18 protein-coding genes are annotated in these 17401 nt (G+C 62.3%); 8 read left to right on the forward strand and 10 right to left on the reverse strand.

What is annotated here, in order from left to right; all coding sequences use genetic code 11:
• Positions 1-9 precede the first annotated feature (9 nt).
• Together AB1286_RS18580 and AB1286_RS18585 are read right to left on the reverse strand one after the other, a co-directional pair.
• Positions 10-855 carry a 23S rRNA (adenine(2030)-N(6))-methyltransferase RlmJ gene (locus AB1286_RS18580; protein WP_430364634.1) on the reverse strand — a complete coding sequence of 282 codons (846 nt, stop codon included), beginning with the start codon at positions 853-855 and terminating at the stop codon, positions 10-12.
• A 164-nt stretch (positions 856-1019) separates the two neighbouring features.
• Complete coding sequence (locus AB1286_RS18585; protein WP_430364635.1) at positions 1020-1991, reverse strand: potassium channel beta subunit family protein; 972 nt, start codon at positions 1989-1991, stop codon at positions 1020-1022.
• A 208-nt stretch (positions 1992-2199) separates the two neighbouring features.
• Here AB1286_RS18585 and AB1286_RS18590 point away from each other — a divergent pair, with 208 nt between their 5' ends.
• The gene (locus tag AB1286_RS18590) at positions 2200-2997 is read left to right on the forward strand and encodes a 3-hydroxybutyrate dehydrogenase (RefSeq protein ID WP_430364636.1); all 798 of its coding nucleotides are present in this window, start codon (positions 2200-2202) and stop codon (positions 2995-2997) included.
• Positions 2998-3006: 9 nt separating this feature from the next.
• Complete coding sequence (locus tag AB1286_RS18595; protein WP_430364637.1) at positions 3007-4245, forward strand: patatin-like phospholipase family protein; 1239 nt, start codon at positions 3007-3009, stop codon at positions 4243-4245.
• Between the two features lie 119 nt (positions 4246-4364).
• Here AB1286_RS18595 and AB1286_RS18600 read toward each other — a convergent pair whose 3' ends face one another.
• Positions 4365-5564, reverse strand: a complete 1200-nt coding sequence (locus AB1286_RS18600) for an amino acid aminotransferase (protein WP_430364638.1) — start codon at positions 5562-5564, stop codon at positions 4365-4367.
• A 335-nt stretch (positions 5565-5899) separates the two neighbouring features.
• On the opposite strand from AB1286_RS18600, the gene uvrB reads away from it, so the two are divergent.
• The 5 genes from uvrB to AB1286_RS18625 all read left to right on the forward strand — a co-directional run bounded on the left by uvrB (position 5900) and on the right by AB1286_RS18625 (position 11359).
• Positions 5900-7990, forward strand: a complete 2091-nt coding sequence (gene uvrB / locus AB1286_RS18605) for an excinuclease ABC subunit UvrB (protein WP_430364639.1) — start codon at positions 5900-5902, stop codon at positions 7988-7990.
• 156 nt (positions 7991-8146) lie between these two features.
• Complete coding sequence (locus AB1286_RS18610; RefSeq protein ID WP_430364640.1) at positions 8147-8695, forward strand: iron transporter; 549 nt, start codon at positions 8147-8149, stop codon at positions 8693-8695.
• A 31-nt stretch (positions 8696-8726) separates the two neighbouring features.
• Positions 8727-9059 (forward strand): cupredoxin domain-containing protein, encoded by a 333-nt coding sequence (locus tag AB1286_RS18615; protein WP_430364641.1) that lies wholly within the window; start codon positions 8727-8729, stop codon positions 9057-9059.
• A 48-nt stretch (positions 9060-9107) separates the two neighbouring features.
• A complete protein-coding gene (locus AB1286_RS18620; protein WP_430364642.1) occupies positions 9108-9950 on the forward strand; it encodes an FTR1 family iron permease in 843 nt (280 codons plus the stop codon).
• On the forward strand, positions 9947-11359 hold the full coding sequence (locus AB1286_RS18625) for a 4Fe-4S binding protein (RefSeq protein WP_430364643.1): 1413 nt from the start codon (positions 9947-9949) through the stop codon (positions 11357-11359). The genes AB1286_RS18620 and AB1286_RS18625 overlap by 4 nt, the downstream gene beginning before the upstream one ends.
• Before the next feature lie 182 nt (positions 11360-11541).
• Here the strand turns inward: AB1286_RS18625 and hemP are convergent, their stop codons facing one another.
• The 4 genes from hemP to AB1286_RS18645 form a co-directional block, all read right to left on the reverse strand.
• Positions 11542-11805: a hemin uptake protein HemP gene (gene hemP / locus AB1286_RS18630; protein WP_430364644.1), complete on the reverse strand. Its 264-nt coding sequence runs from the start codon at positions 11803-11805 to the stop codon at positions 11542-11544.
• A 157-nt stretch (positions 11806-11962) separates the two neighbouring features.
• Complete coding sequence (locus AB1286_RS18635) at positions 11963-12445, reverse strand: SRPBCC family protein (protein WP_430364645.1); 483 nt, start codon at positions 12443-12445, stop codon at positions 11963-11965.
• Between the two features lie 39 nt (positions 12446-12484).
• Positions 12485-12910, reverse strand: coding sequence for an OsmC family protein (locus tag AB1286_RS18640; protein WP_430364646.1), 426 nt, complete (start codon positions 12908-12910; stop codon positions 12485-12487).
• A 153-nt stretch (positions 12911-13063) separates the two neighbouring features.
• Positions 13064-13936: a pirin family protein gene (locus tag AB1286_RS18645; protein WP_430364647.1), complete on the reverse strand. Its 873-nt coding sequence runs from the start codon at positions 13934-13936 to the stop codon at positions 13064-13066.
• A 124-nt stretch (positions 13937-14060) separates the two neighbouring features.
• Between AB1286_RS18645 and AB1286_RS18650 the strand changes: the two genes are divergently transcribed.
• Positions 14061-15065 carry a LysR family transcriptional regulator gene (locus tag AB1286_RS18650; RefSeq protein ID WP_430364648.1) on the forward strand — a complete coding sequence of 335 codons (1005 nt, stop codon included), beginning with the start codon at positions 14061-14063 and terminating at the stop codon, positions 15063-15065.
• 402 nt (positions 15066-15467) lie between these two features.
• Here the strand turns inward: AB1286_RS18650 and AB1286_RS18655 are convergent, their stop codons facing one another.
• From AB1286_RS18655 to AB1286_RS18665, 3 genes are read right to left on the reverse strand one after another with little or no spacing between them, the layout of a single operon-like run.
• A complete protein-coding gene (locus AB1286_RS18655) occupies positions 15468-15887 on the reverse strand; it encodes an ExbD/TolR family protein (RefSeq protein WP_430364649.1) in 420 nt (139 codons plus the stop codon).
• Positions 15888-15899: 12 nt separating this feature from the next.
• Positions 15900-16628 carry a MotA/TolQ/ExbB proton channel family protein gene (locus AB1286_RS18660; RefSeq protein ID WP_430364650.1) on the reverse strand — a complete coding sequence of 243 codons (729 nt, stop codon included), beginning with the start codon at positions 16626-16628 and terminating at the stop codon, positions 15900-15902.
• A gap of 32 nt (positions 16629-16660) precedes the next feature.
• Complete coding sequence (locus AB1286_RS18665) at positions 16661-17386, reverse strand: TonB family protein (RefSeq protein WP_430364651.1); 726 nt, start codon at positions 17384-17386, stop codon at positions 16661-16663.
• Between the last annotated feature and the right edge of the window lie 15 nt (positions 17387-17401).

Here is a 17401-nt window from a genome sequence, read left to right on the forward strand (position 1 = left end):
AGCCCCTGGCTAAGCGATGCGCGATTCGAGCTTGAATTGCGCATTCGCGTCCTGACCCAGCGCGCTAACGAGGTACGGGAGCGTTTCCTTCAGCGCTGCCGCGAGCGTGTAGGGCGGGTTCAGGATGAACATTCCGCTGCCATATAGCCCGAAACCATCGGAAGGCGGCTCGCTCACGGTCAGCGTCGCGTGCAGCCAATTCGTCTGCTGCAACTGCTTCAACTGTTCCGGAAACCGTTGCGATTCGACGCGAGTGACCTGCGGATACCAGACCGCGTACATCCCCGTCGCAAAGCGTTTCAGGCTTTCTTCGAGACAGGTGATCGTCCGCGCGTAATCGCGCTTGTCCTCGAACGACGGATCTACAAGTACGAGCGCGCGGCGCGGCGGCGGGGGGAGCAGCGCCTTGATACCGTCGAAGCCGTCTCCCGCGTAAAGCATTGCCCGGCGCCCCGCATCCCTGAAGTTGTGGCGCAGCACGTCGATCTCGGTACTGTGCAACTCGAACAACCGCATCCGGTCTTGTTCTCGCATAAGCCGCCATGCGAGGTAGGGCGAGCCAGGGTAGTAACGTAGCTGGCCGTCCGGGTTCAGCGCGCCGACTTGCTCCACATACTCGCGCAGCGCGGCGGGCAGATCGGTGCGCTCCCAGAGCTTGGCGATACCGGTCTCGAACTCGGCGGTCTTCGTTGCATAGCCTTCGGTGAGCGAGTACACGCCCGCACCGGCATGCGTATCGATGTACCAATAAGCCTTGTCCTTTTGCCCGAGATAGCGAAGCAACTGTACGACGACAGTGTGCTTGAGGACATCGGCATGATTGCCTGCATGGAAGGCGTGACGGTAGCTGAGCATACGAGCGGGGCGGTCTGGAGCTTGGGAATCGGGTAGCGTCGCGCACCGGCGTTCATGCGCGGGCGTAGCCGTCGAGCGTGCCGGCGCACGAACGCGCGGACGGGGCGCGTATTGTACGGCACCGCGATACGGTACCGCGAATTGCGCCGCACGCGGGCCGGCAATCAATCCGCCGCGTCGCCGATGATCTCCTCGATCGTTTCTTGGATTTCCGGCGTCATGCGCTCTGCGATCTCCGCAGCCTTCATATTTTCGGCGATCTGCTCGACGCGGGAGGCGCCGGTGATGACCGTACTGACGTGCGGATTCGTGAGCACCCACGCGATCGCCAATTGGCCGATGCTACAGCCCAGTTCCCGTGCGACCGTTTCCAATTGCGCGACGCGTTCGTTCTTATCGGTGTCGGTGAGTTGCGTGCGCAACCAATCGTAGCCTTGCAGTTGCGCACGGCTGCCGTCGGGCACGCCGCTCCGATACTTGCCGGTGAGCAGCCCCGATGCAAGCGGGCTCCAAGTCGTCAAGCCGAGCCCGATGTCTTCGTATAGCCGGGCATATTCCTCCTCGACGCGTTTGCGGCAAAGGAGGTTGTACTGCGGCTGTTCCATGACGGGCTTGTGCAGATGATGGCGTTCCGCAATTTCATAGGCCGCGCGAATTTCATCGGCGCTCCATTCCGAGGTGCCCCAATACAGCGCCTTGCCGCGCGTGATCATGTCGCTCATTGCCCATACGGTTTCCTCGATCGGCGTGTTCGGATCGGCGCGATGGCAAAACACGAGGTCGACGTAATCGAGTTGTAGGCGTGCGAGCGAACCATCGATGGCGTTGTGCAAATACTTACGATTGAGCGTGTGGTATTGGTTCGGCGCCTCGCTCAAGCCCCAATAGAACTTCGTGGAGACGACATAGCTCACGCGGGGCCAGGCGAGCTCCTTCAGCGCTTGGCCCATGATCTCTTCGGCCTTGCCGCCCGCGTAGACTTCCGCGTTGTCGAAGAAATTCACGCCCGCATCGCGCGCGGCGGCCAGCGATTCGCGGGCCGCCCGCCGATCCACCTGATTGCCATAGGTCACCCAAGAGCCTAGCGAGAGTTCGCTGATTTGCAGGCCCGAACGGCCCAATCGCCGGTAATTCATGCACGCCTCCTTGGAACTTGATAACGCGGTCAGGGACAACGAAGCTTAATCCGATTCGGGGCAAGTCGCGCTCGCTCCGAACGTTGGGGCACAATAGCGAAACCGGTCGTGGCGCGCCAATTCGGCTGAAAGGTATATGAAGTTCTGCCAGGTTGTCAGGCGCCGCGCGCCATGATGTCATTGTCCACGCACGCTTGAGAGGTGACGAATGTCGTCGTTGAATACGAGTCTGAACGGGAAGGCCGCGGTCGTAACGGGTGCGGCAAGCGGGATCGGCAAGGAAATCGCACGTACGCTGGCCGCGCAAGGCGCGGCCGTCGCGATCGCGGATCTAAATTTGGCGGGGGCTCAGGCCGTCGCGGAGGAAATCCGCGCCCAGGGCGGCAAGGCGCTCGGCATCGCCATGGACGTGACCGATGAAGAGGCCGTCAATCGAGGCATCGATGAAGTCGCGGCGCAGTTTGGCTCGATCGATATCCTCATCTCGAACGCCGGCATCCAAATCGTCAACCCGATCGAAAACTACAGCTTCTCCGATTGGAAGAAGATGCAGGCGATCCACGTCGACGGTGCCTTCCTTACCACGAAGGCGGCGCTCAAGCATATGTACAAGGACGATCGCGGCGGCGTGGTGATCTACATGGGCTCGGTGCACTCCCACGAGGCCTCGCCCTTGAAGTCGGCCTACGTCACGGCCAAACACGCGTTGCTCGGTTTGTCGCGCGTACTCGCGAAGGAAGGCGCCGCCCACAACGTGCGTTCGCATGTCGTCTGTCCGGGCTTCGTGCGCACGCCGCTCGTCGATAAGCAGATTCCCGAGCAGGCGAAGGAACTCGGTATTACCGAGGAAGAAGTGGTCAAGCGCGTGATGCTCGGCCAAACGGTCGACGGGGTGTTTACCACGGTAGAGGACGTGGCCCAGACCGTGCTGTTCCTGTGCACGTTCCCGAGCGCGGCATTGACGGGGCAGTCGTTTCTTGTATCGCACGGCTGGTGCATGATTTAAGGAGGCAAGATGGGGGAGCGCAAGGGGACACGCGTTCGCGCGAGCGCGACGTCGGCGGAGGGCGGCGAGCAACACGCGGCAGGCCGAACGGCGCGAGCGGCGCCATCGATCGCCTTGCCTCCTTATCAAACCGTGGCGCTCGTGCTGCAAGGCGGCGGGGCGCTCGGCGCCTATCAGGCCGGCGTCTACGAAGGGTTGCACGAGGCCGGCATCGTACCGAACTGGATTGCCGGCATTTCGATCGGCGCGCTGAACACGGCCATCATCGCCGGGAATGCGCCCGAGCACCGCGTGGCAAAGCTGAAAGCGTTCTGGGACACCGTTTGTCAGCCCGCATACGGTTTTCCGCTGCCGCCGGCGGTGGAGCATGTGTTCTTCGACTCGCCCGCGCCGGTGCGGACCGCGTTTACGACATTGCAGGCAGTCAGTGCGTTGGTCGACGGTCAACGCGGCTTCTTCGTGCCGCGCGTGCCGCCGCCGTTGCCGTTTACGCCAAGCACGCCGGGCACCGCCAGTTGGTACGACACGACGCCGCTGAAAGCGACGCTCGAACGGTTGTGCGACTTCGATCGAATCAATTCGGGCGAGACGCGCGTGTCGATTGCGGCGGTCAACGTCGGCACCGGCAACTTCGAGTACTTCGACAATCGGCACCGTACGCTGCGAGCCGAGCATTTCATCGCTTCGGGTTCCTTACCGCCCGGGTTCGCGGCCACCGAGATCGACGGCGAGTACTACTGGGACGGAGGGCTTATGTCGAACACGCCGCTGTCCGAGGTGATTCAGGCTACGCCGCGTCGCGATACGCTCGCGTTCCAGGTCGATCTATGGAGCGCTCGCGGCCCCGTGCCGACGAACCTCACGGATGTCCAAGGACGCATGAAAGACGTCCAATATTCGAGCCGCACGCGGATGGTGACCGACGTGATGCAGCACTCGCAGCGCTTCCGCCACGTGCTGCGCGAAGTGCTCGCGCGCGTCGCGCCCGAGCATCGGGACGACCCGTGGTGCAAGCTTGCCGAGGAGCTTTCGTCGTCTCATCGATATAACGTCTGGCAGCTCGTCTACCGCGACAAGGAATTCGACGGCAATTACAAGGACTATCAGTTCGGGCTATCGACGATGTCCGTCCATTGGCAATGCGGGCTGCGCGATATTCGCGACAGTCTGGCGCAGCCGGGTTGGCTCGATATGCCCGACAACGACGCCGGTTTCGTCACGCACGATATCCATCGCGACAAGCGCTAATCTCGACTCGAGCGAGCGAAGCGTCCGGCAACAAAAAAGCGCCTCGCGAAGCCGCGAGGCGCTCGTTTATCTACTGCTCGTATCGTGCGGCCGCGCGCAAGGCACGGCCCGCGCGTACGTTACTTCAGTACGTGTGCAATGGCGTTAGCCACCGTATCGATGTTGCGCGTATTGAGCGCAGCCACGCAAATGCGGCCCGTGCCCACGGCATAGATGCCGAATTCTTCGCGCAGGCGGTCTACCTGGGCCGAGCTCAGGCCCGAATACGAGAACATGCCGCGTTGCGCGTTCACGAAGCTGAAGTCGCGTGCGACGCCGGCATTCTTGAGGCGTTCCACGAGGCCGCCGCGCATCGCGCGGATACGGTCGCGCATTTCGCCGAGTTCTTGTTCCCACATCGCGCGCAATGCCGGCGTGCCGAGCACCGTGGCGACGATCGCGCCGCCGTGCGTCGGCGGGTTCGAATAGTTCGTGCGGATGACGCGCTTCAATTGCGACAGCACGCGTGAAGCTTCGTCCTTGCTGTCGGCAATGATCGAGAGGGCGCCCACGCGCTCGCCGTAAAGCGAGAACGACTTCGAGAACGACGACGAGACGAACACGTTCAGTTCCGCGGCAGCGAACAGACGCACGGCCGCGGCGTCGGCATCGATACCGTCGCCGAAGCCTTGGTAGGCGATATCGAGGAACGGTACGAGATTGCGTGCCTTCACCACTTCGACGATCTGCTGCCACTGCGCTTCGCTGAGGTCGACACCCGTCGGGTTATGGCAGCACGCGTGCAGCACGATGACCGTGCCGGCCGCGTAGCTGCCCAGCGCCGCGAGCATCGCCTCGAAATTCACGCCGTGCGTTTGCGCGTCGTAGTAGGGGTAGGCGACCACTTCGAAGCCGGCGCTTTCGAACAGCGCGCGGTGGTTTTCCCAGCTCGGGTCGCTGATCGCGACCTTGGCGTTCGGGTTCAGGCGCTTCAGGAAATCGGCGCCGATCTTCAGCGCGCCCGTACCGCCGAGCGCTTGCGCCGTCACGACGCGGCCCGCGGCGATCAGCGGCGACGCGTCGCCGAGCAGCAGCTTTTGCACGGATGCGTCATAGGCGGCGAGCCCCTCGATCGGCAGATAGCCGCGCGGCAACGCCTGTTCCACGCGAGCTTGTTCCGCTTCGCGAACGGCGCGCAGCAGCGGAATCTTGCCTTCCTCGTTCGTATAGACGCCGACGCCAAGATTGACCTTGGTCGGGCGCGTATCGGCATTGAAGGCCTCGTTGAGGCCGAGGATCGGGTCGCGGGGCGCGAGTTCGACTGCGGAGAACAGGGACATGGTGTCTTTCGGCGGTAGTGGAAAACTTGAAAGCGAGCAGTGCTGCATGCGCCGGCCGTATCCGCCGATAACGCGGGCGGAGCGAGCCGGCGTTCGACCGGCCGGCTGGCGCGAAAGGTGTAATTGTAGCGAATCCGGCTCGCCTGTTGCCGCGCTTTTGCCGCTCGGCACACGAATCGGTCAGAACGATCGTGCACTTTTTAAGTGGGAGAGCGTTGCCGAGCCGGCTTCTGGCCGCTCGTCGAGGCGGGCATGAGGCTACGATGCGGCGCGCTGCCCGCGTGCTCGCGAAACGCTAGAATGGTTGTTTTGTCGGCGAAGGAAGCGCCATTTCCATGTCCGAAGCTCAGAGCCATGCCGCCGAAGCCCTCGACGAATCGAAATTCGTCGAGTTCGAGGGTTCGCCGTTCCATCTTTATCAGCCTTATCCGCCGGCCGGCGATCAGCCGACCGCGATTACGCAACTGGTCGAAGGCGTCGGGGACGGCTTGTCCTATCAGACGCTGCTCGGCGTGACGGGCTCGGGCAAGACCTTCACGATGGCGAACGTCATCGCGCGGCTCGGCCGCCCGGCCATCGTGTTCGCGCCGAACAAGACGCTCGCGGCGCAGCTCTATTCCGAGTTTCGCGAGTTCTTTCCGCGCAATGCCGTCGAATACTTCGTTTCGTACTACGACTACTATCAGCCGGAAGCGTACGTGCCGCAGCGCGATTTGTTCATCGAGAAGGATTCCTCGATCAACGAACATATCGAACAGATGCGGCTGTCGGCGACGAAAAGCTTGATGGAGCGGCGCGACGTCGTGATCGTGGCCACGGTTTCCGCAATCTACGGTATCGGCAATCCGAGCGAATATCACCAGATGATCTTGACGCTGCGCACCGGCGACAAGATCGGTCAGCGCGATGTCATCGCTCGGTTGATCGCGATGCAATACAACCGCAACGAGGCCGATTTCCAACGCGGCGCGTTTCGCGTGCGCGGCGACACGATCGACGTTTTCCCGGCCGAGCATGCCGAGATGGCGCTGCGCATCGAATTGTTCGACGACGAAGTGGAGTCGTTGCAGCTATTCGATCCGTTGACGGGGCGCGTGCGGCAAAAGATCGTGCGCTTCACCGTGTATCCGTCCTCGCACTATGTGACCCCGCGCGAAACGGTGATGCGCGCCGTGGAGACGATCAAGGACGAATTGCGCGAACGTCTCGAGTTCTATTACGCCGAAGGCAAGCTCGTAGAGGCGCAGCGCTTGGAGCAGCGTACGCGCTTCGATCTCGAGATGTTGCAGGAGCTCGGCTTTTGCAAGGGCATCGAGAATTACACGCGGCACTTTTCTGGCGCGGCGCCCGGCGAGCCGCCGCCGACGCTCGTCGATTACTTGCCGCCCGATGCCTTGATGTTGCTCGACGAATCGCACGTGCTGATCGGCCAATTGAACGCCATGTACAACGGCGATCGTTCGCGCAAGGAAAACCTCGTCCAGTACGGCTTTCGGCTGCCCTCGGCGCTCGATAACCGGCCGCTGAAGTTCCCCGAGTTCGAGCGCAAGATGCGCCAGGCGGTCTTCGTGACGGCCACGCCGGCCGACTACGAAAAGAAGAAGACGGGCCAGGTCGTGGAACAGGTGGTCCGGCCGACGGGGCTCGTCGATCCGGCGATCCAAGTTCGGCCCGCGCGTTCGCAGGTGGACGACGTGCTTAGCGAAATACACGCGCGCGTCGCCGTGAACGAGCGCGTGCTCGTGACCGTGCTGACCAAACGGATGGCGGAGCAACTGACCGAATTCCTTGCCGACCACGGGGTCAAGGTGCGCTATCTGCATAGCGACATCGACACCGTCGAACGCGTGGAAATCATCCGCGACCTCCGGCTCGGCGCCTTCGACGTGCTGGTTGGGATCAACTTGCTGCGCGAGGGGCTGGATATCCCCGAAGTGTCGCTCGTGGCGATTCTCGATGCGGACAAGGAGGGGTTCTTGCGCGCCGAGCGCTCGCTGATCCAGACGATCGGCCGGGCGGCGCGCAACGTGAACGGTACGGCGATTCTGTACGCCGACAACATGACCGATTCGATGCGGCGCGCGATCGACGAAACGGAACGCCGTCGCGCCAAGCAGATCGCCTACAACGAGCGCATGGGTATTACGCCGCGTGGCGTCGTCAAGAAGGTCAAGGACATCATCGACGGCGTCTACAACGCCGACGAGGCGCGTGCGGAGCTCAAGGAGATGCAGCAACGCGCGAAGTTCGAGGATATGTCGGAGAAGGATCTCGCCAAGGAACTCAAGCGGCTCGAGAAGCAGATGATGGAGCACGCCAAAAACCTCGAATTCGAGAAGGCGGCGGCGGCGCGCGACCAGCTCGCGGTATTGCGCGAGCGCGTGTTCGGCGCGAATGTCGGCGATTCCGTCTCCAAACCGGGCTGAAACAAATGTAAGACGCGAAGGACGGGCGACCCTATGCGCCAAAGGGGCGCTTGGTCCGAATGCCGCGTTCGTGTACACTTATGCCTGATTGATAATCGTTCGCATTTGCGTTCGTGTTTTCGACTGATCCAAAGGCAAAATAAGAGGAGTTTTTCGATGCAGCGTTCCACCTGGGTTCTGAGCGGCGTCGCAGCCGTGGCGGCCATGACCGCATTGACGGTATCGGCGGCGGAGTATCCGATCGGCAAGCCTCAGGTGCAAGGCGGCATGGAAATCGGCGCCGTTTATTTGCAGCCGATCACGATGGATCCGGAAGGAATGATGCGTAAGGCGTCGGATTCCGACGTTCACCTCGAAGCTGACATCCACGCCGTCAAGAACAACCCGACGGGCTTCGCCGAAGGCGATTGGATGCCGTATCTGCAAGTCCACTATGAGTTGACGAAGGTCGGCGGCAAACAGACGATCAAGGGCGATCTGATGCCGATGGTGGCGAGCGACGGCCCGCATTACGGCGACAACGTCAAGCTGTTCGGGCCCGGCAAGTACCACCTCACCATCGTGATCGAGCCGCCGATGCAGATGGGCCACATGGCTTTCGGCCGCCATACCGACAAAGAGACGGGGGTCGGCCCGTGGTTCAAGCCCATTACGCTGCAATACGACTTCCCGTTCGCGGGGATCGGCAAGAAGGGCGGCTACTAAGCCGCACGGCTCGGCATAAGGAGAGAGCGGTATGAAAGGGGTTTCGAAGGTCGCGCTGGCTGCATTGCTTGCTGTCTCCGCCGTCGCGGCGCGCGCCGACGACGCGGTGACGGTCAAGCTCGACATGGCCGACGGCACGCTGACGCCCGCGCGCATCGAAGTGCCGGCCGGCAAGCGTATTCGAATCGAGGTGCGCAATAGCGGTAAGGGTGCGGCCGAGTTCGAAAGCGTCGAGCTGCGTAAGGAGAAGGTGCTTGCGCCCGGGGCGTCCTCGGTCGTCGTGATCGCGCCTCAAACGCCGGGCGAATACAAGTTTTTTGACGATTTCCATCAATCGGCGCGAGGCGTCATCGTCGTCAAGTAGTGGCTTTTGCGCCTGGTAGCGGAATGCCGGGCGATCGGAGAGTAAGAGATGGGCCAGGTATTGTTCGTCGTGTGGCGAGAAAGCGTCGAGGCGCTGCTCGTGGTGGGCATTCTCTACGCGTGGCTGAAGAACGGCGACCCCGAGGCTAGGCGCGGCTTGCCGTACCTGTGGGCGGGCGTCGGCGTCGGCATTTTGGCGGCGGTGGTGCTCGGCGCGGCCCTCGTCGGCTTCAGCGAAGTGCTCTCGGGCGACGCGGCGGACTACTTCCAGACGGGCATGGTGCTCGTTGCTTGCTTCTTGATCGTCCAGATGGTCCTATGGATGAAGCGTCATGGGCGTACGCTCAAACGCGACATGGAGCGCACGCTGCAAGAGCGCACGCGCGACGGTAACGGTTGGGGCGTCGCGGTGCTCGTCGCATTGGCGATCGCACGCGAGGGCAGCGAAACCGTCATCTTTCTTTACGGCCTCGGGTTCGGCCAATCGGGCCACGTGAGCCATGGCGACGTTTTCGCCATCGTCCTTGGGCTCGGTCTCGCATTGCTGACGTTCTACATTCTTCAGCTCGGCGGCCGCGTGTTTTCGTGGCGCCATTTCTTCCGTTTCACCGAAGTCATGCTGTTGCTGCTGGGTGCCGGCCTGTTGCAAACGGGTGTCGATAAGCTGATCGATAAGGAAATCCTGCCGCTCGGCATCTCGCAGGTATGGGATACGTCCAAGCTGCTCGACGATTCGAGTACCGTCGGGTCGCTGGTCGCCGCATTGACGGGGTATCGCGCTCATCCGGCGCTGACTAATCTCGTTGCTTACGCACTGTATTGGCTTGTGGTCGGCTGGCTTGCGCGGCGTGCCGGTCGCGCGCCGGCGCAGGCGGCCGGACGGACGGCATGAGTTCGCCCGCGATTCCCGCCGCCGGCCAGGGGCGGCTCGCGCGTGTCGGTGCATGGATGCAACGCAACGGCGCGGCGATTCGCGCGATCCAATGGGCGGTCGTGGCCGTCTATGCCTTCCTGATCATCGTGCCCGCCTGTATCCCGTTGCCGGGTGAGAGTGCGCATCTGTGGAACAATCTGACGCTGGCCGCCCAGTTCGTGTTTTGGGGAATTTGGTGGCCATTCGTGTTGCTTTCGATGGTTCTGCTCGGCCGTGTCTGGTGCGGGGTGCTTTGTCCCGAGGGCGCCTTGGCCGAATTCGCCAGCCGTCACGGAAGAGGGCGTGCGATTCCTCGCTGGATGCGTTGGGGCGGGTGGCCGTTCGTCGCCTTCGGCCTCACGACGATCTACGGCCAAATGGTCAGCGTCTATCAGTACCCGCGCGCAGTGCTGCTCGTGCTGGGCGGGTCGACGTTGGCGGCGATGGTCATCGGCTTTCTGTACGGCCGCGATAAGCGCGTGTGGTGCCGTTACTTGTGCCCCGTCAACGGCGTGTTTTCGCTGTTGTCGCGTCTCGCGCCATTTCACTACAAGGTAGACGAAGCCGCTTGGCGGCGTTCGTATACGGCGGGCGAACGCGGCCACCGTGTGATTCCGATCAACTGTGCGCCGTTGGTGCCGTTGCGAAATATGAAGGGCGCCGCATCGTGCCATATGTGCGGTCGGTGCAGCGGCCATCGGGATGCGATCGCTTTGAGCTGGCGCTCGCCGTCGAAAGAGGTTGTCGAGTTGGGGCGCGACGCGGCGAACGGCTGGGACACCGCTCTGATTCTTTACGGCCTGCTCGGTGTCGCGATCGGCGCGTTCCATTGGACGGCGAGCCCATGGTTCGTCGAGATCAAGCAATACCTGGCCGGTTGGCTCATCGACCACGACTTCACGTGGATGCTCGATACCAATGCGCCGTGGTTTCTCTTTACGCATTACCCCGATCAGAACGACGTCTTCTCTTGGCTCGACGGCACTTTGCTCGTCGGCTACATCTTGGCGACAGCATTGGTATACGGCACAGCGCTTCTGGCGCTCGTGACGGCGGGCACTCGGGTGCTGGGCCGGTTCGACCGGGCGCGCTTGCACCACCTGACTCAGTCGTTGATTCCCGTTGCGGGCGCCGGCGTGTTTCTCGGATTATCGGCGACGACGTTGTCGTTGCTTCGCGCCGAGCACGTGCCGCTGGACTGGGCATCGACTGTTCGTATTGCCGTGTTGGCGATCGCTAATGCGTGGAGTGCTTGGCTCGCTTGGCGTGTCACAGGTCAGTACACGTCGCGCGCGACATTGCGCGTAGGCGCTATGGTATTCATGGCCGCCGCCCTCGTGGTTGCCGATAGCGCCTGGTGGCTCATGTTCTGGGGCTTTGCGCGATAGGGTCAAAAAGCGGACCAAAAGCGGACCAAAGAGCGGGCCAAAGAGCGGGCCAAAAAAGCGGCATGGCTGGCTGCAACGTCGTAAAAGAGGGGGCACGAAGGGGTCTAGACTCACGTGCTCAACGTTGCGCTGGCTACTGCCCAACACCTCTCGAGGAGGTGGTCCCCACAATACACCGGTGCTTACTTCGTCAGGATCAACTTTCCTAGACGGGTGGCGCGCAACTGGTATCGCTCACCGTTGTGAGCGATGAAAACATGACTCTGCCCCTGCAATAAGTGATCGCTCGATAACGTGCGTTCCTTCGTACCGCTGCTTTCTTCTTGCCGCGTACCGACAGGGCGCCTAACTACCGTGGCAGTTGCTCCGTCCTTCGAACGGGAGCGAGTGAGCGTACTCATAGACGTTCTCAACGTTAGCGTGGACTGACGCGTGGGTTCACTCATGCTTGAGGCATTGATTCTTCGATACGATGAAATTAATTATAAATGAGAATCATTATCGATTGTAAAAAACAAATTCATTGAGATAGGGCGTTGATAGGGCGCGACCATCGCTTGATCGACGGTCGGGGGCATGAAGCGGCCCACCGGGCCGCTCTATTCAATGGAGGGGCGTTGGTCGCGAGGGATTTCGTGCGTACTCGCGGATGAGCCGCACGGTGTCGATGTCGGCCTCGCGGTAGGCCGATTTCACGATTTCGCTCGTTTGGCGCGCATCTTCGGTGTCGGGCGTCGGCAGCGTCGTGGCGTATTCGAACCGTAGGAACAATTGCAGTTCGTCGGGTTGCTCGATCGTCATCGTGAGCGAGCCGCCCACATGCGCCTCGGTGGCGAGGATGTCGTAGCGCACGCTTTCGTGCGGGGTCAGCGTCACGCGATCGCGGACGGTTGCGTGGCCGTAGTGCAATTCGCGCTCGAGCGTATCGGTCGTGCGTGACAGGATCGTGCAGCTATCGAGACCCAGTACGAAAAGCTGGGGTTGCTCCGCGCGCAGCACGAGCCCTTCCCACAGTTGGTCGCGCGTGAGCGTTTCCGCGAGCGGGTTCAACGGATCGTTGATCTGGACGAGATGTTCGAAATTCAAGGACGTTCCTTCTGCGTCAAATGCGGCGGTCAAGCGCGATTACACTTCGTCGGGCGTAGCCGGCAAGACGGCCGCGAGCCCTGTATTGATCGCGATGGGTCGCGTCAGTATCTTGTGGACGGGACATGCGTTGGCTATTTGCAGTAGCCGCTCGCGTTGCTCATCGGTCAACTCGCCGTGCAAGACAATCTTGCGGTCGATGGTCGAGCCTTGGTTGCCCGTTTCGATCGAGAGCGAGACTTGCACGTCTTCAAGCGGCCAGCCCTTGCGCTGCGCATACATTTTCAACGTGATCGACGTGCATGCACCTAAACCCGACAGCAAAAGCGATACCGGGGTAGGGGCGCGGTCGCCGCCGCCGAGCGACACGGGTTCGTCGGCGTGCCACAAGTGATGGGCGCCGTCGTCGAACGTGACTTGATAATTGGTTGCGCCGATGCTTGCCGTGACAACGCGTTCGCTCATGCCTGTCCTCCTAGTTGGGAAGCTGGCTAGCGGCGGGTGCCGGATCGGGCGCGCCGCCGGCTTGCGCAGCCGAGCGGCTATTGTGACGCAATTCGGGAGCGTGTGTACGCGTCGCGCGGCGCAAGCCCCCGACTAGCAGACGGGCTCGGCGCCTCAATGCGCGATTTCGCCCATCCGTCCTGCTTGATAGTCGACGATGGCTTGCCGGATCTCGTCTTCCGTATTCATGACGAACGGCCCATGGCGAACGACCGGCTCGTCCAAAGGCACGCCGCCGATGAGCAGCACGTCGAGCGGTTCGTCGCCGGCGGCCAGCGTCACCGCGTCGCCGTCGTCGCCGAAGATCACCATGCGCTGCGCACCGATCTGGCGCCGCTCTTCGCCATAGCGACCGGTTCCGCTCAACGCGTAGGCAAAGACGCGATACGCGCTCGGTACCGGTTGCACGATCGACGCGCCCGGCTCGAGCGTGAAGTGTTGATAGAGAATGGGCGTGCGCGTCTCGATGGCGGCCTTCACGCCGAGGGCTTCGCCGGCGATGACTTTGACTCGGACCTTGCCGTCGCTGCTGGTGGCCATCGGAATGCGTTCGGACGGGATCTCTTGATAGTGCGGCTCGATCATTTTGTCTCGACGCGGCAAGTTCACCCACAGTTGCAACCCGTGAACGCGGCCGCCCGTTTTGGCGAAGGCGGGGTCCGGCATTTCGCTGTGCACGACGCCCGCGCCGGCGGTCATCCATTGCACGTCGCCTGGGCGAAGCACGCCGCTGTGGCCCGCGGAATCCTTGTGCGCGAAGCTTCCTTCGAGCATATAGGTCACGGTTTCGAAGCCGCGATGCGGGTGATCCGGCGCGCCCTTTGCCGCGCCCGGCGCGTAATCGACAGGACCCATCTCATCGAGCAGCAAAAAAGGATCGAAGTCCATTAACATGCGAGTCGGGAATGGCCGATGAACGACGAAGCCGCCGCCTTCTACAGTGCGAACGGCCGCGATGGTATGGCGGATCGTGCGAGACGTGGTCATTGACAGTACCTCTTGAGGGACGCGTTTGCGTCGCATGGGAATGTGAGGCCTATTATATGGACGGGTCCGCGCCGCTTTTAGCCCTGCTCAGAGCAATGGATTGTCCTATCGTTGGAACGATGAAATGCAGCTCGATTCGCAGAATCTCAATGACTTGATGTACTTCGCGCAGGTCGTCGAACATGGCGGTTTTTCGGCGGCGGAGCGCGTGCTCGGCATCTCCAAGTCGCGGCTGTCGCGCCGCGTCGCTGAACTCGAAACCTCGCTCGGGGTGCGGTTGCTGCAACGCTCGACACGCAAGCTCGCGCTGACGGAGGCCGGCGAGCGCTTTTTCCGGCATTGCCAAGTGATGCTCTCCGAAGCGCAAGCTGCGATGAACGCCGTGCAGGAATTGCGCTCGGCGCCGCGCGGCACGGTCCGCGTGAGCGTACCGGTGACTGTCTCGCAGACGATGCTTACGTACATCCTCCCCGAGTTCTTGTTGCGCTACCCGGAGGTGCGTGTCTCGGTCCGTGTGACCAATCGCGTGATCGATCTGTACGAGGATTCGGTCGATGTAGCGCTTCGCGTACGCTCGGAGCCGCCCGACAGCGCAAACATCGTCGTGCGCCCGCTCTGGCGTACGCAGCAGATGCTCGTGGGCGCGCCGAGCCTATTGAGTCAGCATGCCCCGCCCGTGTTGCCGGCCGACCTGACCCGATTCGATACGCTCGATACGCCGAGTGGCGACGGCAGGCATGCGTTTCATTTGACGGCACCGGATGGCCAGCGCTTTGTCCATGAGCACGAGCCGCGTCTCGTGACCGCCGACTTGTCGACGATACGCGAAGCCGTGCTCGACGGCGTCGGTATCGCCGCGTTGCCGGAGATGATGTACGGCGCTGCGTTACGCACGGGGCAACTGTCGCCCGTCATGCCGGGCTGGACGTTGCCGACGCCTCAACTCTTCGCGGTCTTCGTCTCGCGTCAAGGTATGGTGCCGGCGGTGCGAGCATTCGTCGATTTCCTCGTGGAAAAGCTCGACGACGAAAATCATACGATGGTGGAATGCCCGACGCGCGAGCAGGTAAGGGCGGCGCAACTGGCGAATCGGGAAGCCGCCGCCGCGATGGTCGATCCCGTGCGTTGAAGCCTGGCCTCGTTCATGCATCTAGGCGATGCACGATCCGTCGTTGAATCGCTTTTGCCATTTAAGTTGCCAGGCCGATCAGTAGTTTCAATGGCCGGTGTCTTGAAGCACCGAGCGCCGAGATCTATAGTGAAGTGCCTTTCGCGTTGGGGCGTCCAACGTGAAACCAGACGGATGCTCTTATAGCAAGCCGGATAGGGCCGACAGCGTGGTCCGTGCGAGACACGGCGATCGCATGCGGTGCTCGACAGCCAGTCCGATGGCTGGGAGCCCGCCGCCCGAAGGCGCCGCGTGCGCAGCAAAAAAGGCCCTCATCGCCGATGAGGGCCTTTTAGTTTGTGGGCGTAGGAAACGTTATGTCGTTCCTTACTTCGCGAAGATACCGATAGTGCCGATGGGCGCTCAGCGCGCACGCGGCTGCGTCACGAATCCAATTTGCGTAAGCCCGCTTTCCTGCGCCGCCGACATGACGTCGGCCACACGTTCGTAGGGCACCTTACGATCGGCGCGCAAACGCAATTGCGGTTGAGGCGTCGTTTGGGCCGCCCGCTTGAGCGCAGCGCGCAAACCGGCGTCGTCGACGTTCGCCCCATCCCAAACGAGCGTGCCATCTGCACGCAATGCAACTTCGATGTGTGCGGGCTTAACGTCTTGCGCTTGACTGCCCACGTGCGGCAAATCGAGCTTGATTGCGTGTTCGATCGCCGGAATCGCAATCATAAAAACGATTAGGAGTACCAACATCACGTCGATCAACGGCGTCATGTTGATTTCGCCCATGAGCCCTTCATCGGCGTCGTCTTCGAATAGCGGCATCGCCATGATCGGCTCCCGTCAGCTTGTGCGCGTCGCCACGCGCAGTGCGGGGCTCGTTGCCGGTGCCACGCGTGCGCCGGTGACGAAGTAGGCATGAAGGCTATGGGCGAACCGGCGCAGGCTGCCTACGATCGCACGGTTCGAACGGGACAGCGCGTTGTAGCCGAGTACGGCGGGCACGGCGACGACAAGGCCGAAGGCCGTCATGATGAGCGCTTCGCCGATCGGGCCCGCAATGCGGTCGATCGACGCTTGCCCGCTCTCGCCGATCGCGATGAGCGCGTGATAGATACCCCACACCGTGCCGAACAGTCCGACGAACGGAGCAGTCCCGCCGATCGACGCCAATACCGCGAGTCCGCGCTGCATGTGGGCGATACCGTCGTCCATCGAGTCCTTCAGGCACCGCGTGATCCAATCGGAGACGTCGAGCCGATCGTGCAGATGCGGGCGAGTGCGTTGATGGTGTTCCGCGGCTTCTTGACCCGATAACGCGAGCGCGAGAAACGGGTTGCGATCGCGCGCGGGCAACGCGCGCGTCAGCGTATCGACGCCGGCCGCGAAATCGTCGGAATGCCAGAACTCGCGCTCGGCGTTTTTCGTCAGGCGGCCAAGGCGCACGATATTCCATCCCTTCACGACGATGACCGTCCACGACAGCAACGACATCGTCAACAGCGTCAACGCAATCGCGTGTGTGACCAAATCCCCTTGGGCCCAAGCGTGGGCCAGACCGTAGCTTTGCATGTGTGCGTCCTCTTGTTCTTACAAATGGAAGGTCAGTCGTCGTCGAGCCCGAACGTGAACGCCTGCGAGTACGACACGCGGATCGGCGAGCCGTTTTCCAGATACGGCTGGCAGGTGCTGGCGCGCAGCGCTTCGACGGCTGCATCGTCGAGCCGCGTAAAGCCGCTGCTTTTGACGAGCGAGACGGTATCGATCACGCCAGTGGTGCCGATGACGAATCGGACCGTCGCCGTGCCCGTTTCGCCGCGACGCTTCGACAGTTCCGGATAGGCTGGTTTGACGATGCGGCACTCGGCGTGATCGACGTGTTTCGGTGCGGCGACGGCGATCGTTTCGCGTACCGCTGCCGAAGGGGCGGAAGATGCGCTTGCCGCCGCCTTCGTTGTTTGCGACGCAGCGTTCTCGGCACTCGTCGAAGCCGGGCTGGCTTGGGCCGGCGAAGCCGCGGGCGCCACGGGCTGCGGCGACGGAGCCGGCGCCACGACGGGCTCGCGCGTCCGGGGCACGCGCGTTATCGGCTTGTTCTCGCGCGGCCGCTCGGGTTCCTTTTGAACCGGCTTGGCCGGCGCCGCGGGCGGCGATTGCATGGCGACGGCGGGCGGCGCATCGGATGGCTGGCTAAACAGTTGCGCCACGATGGCCGTCGATTCGATCGGCCGTGGCTTTGCTGCGCGGTTCGCGAGGGCGAACGTAGCGATGAGCACCGCGTGGGCGAGTGCAACGCACAAGAATGCGGGGACGATACGCGAACGCGACATGCCGGATAGTGTTGC

The organism is Trinickia sp. NRRL B-1857, from assembly GCF_050470685.1.
Classification (GTDB): Bacteria; Pseudomonadota; Gammaproteobacteria; order Burkholderiales; family Burkholderiaceae; genus Trinickia.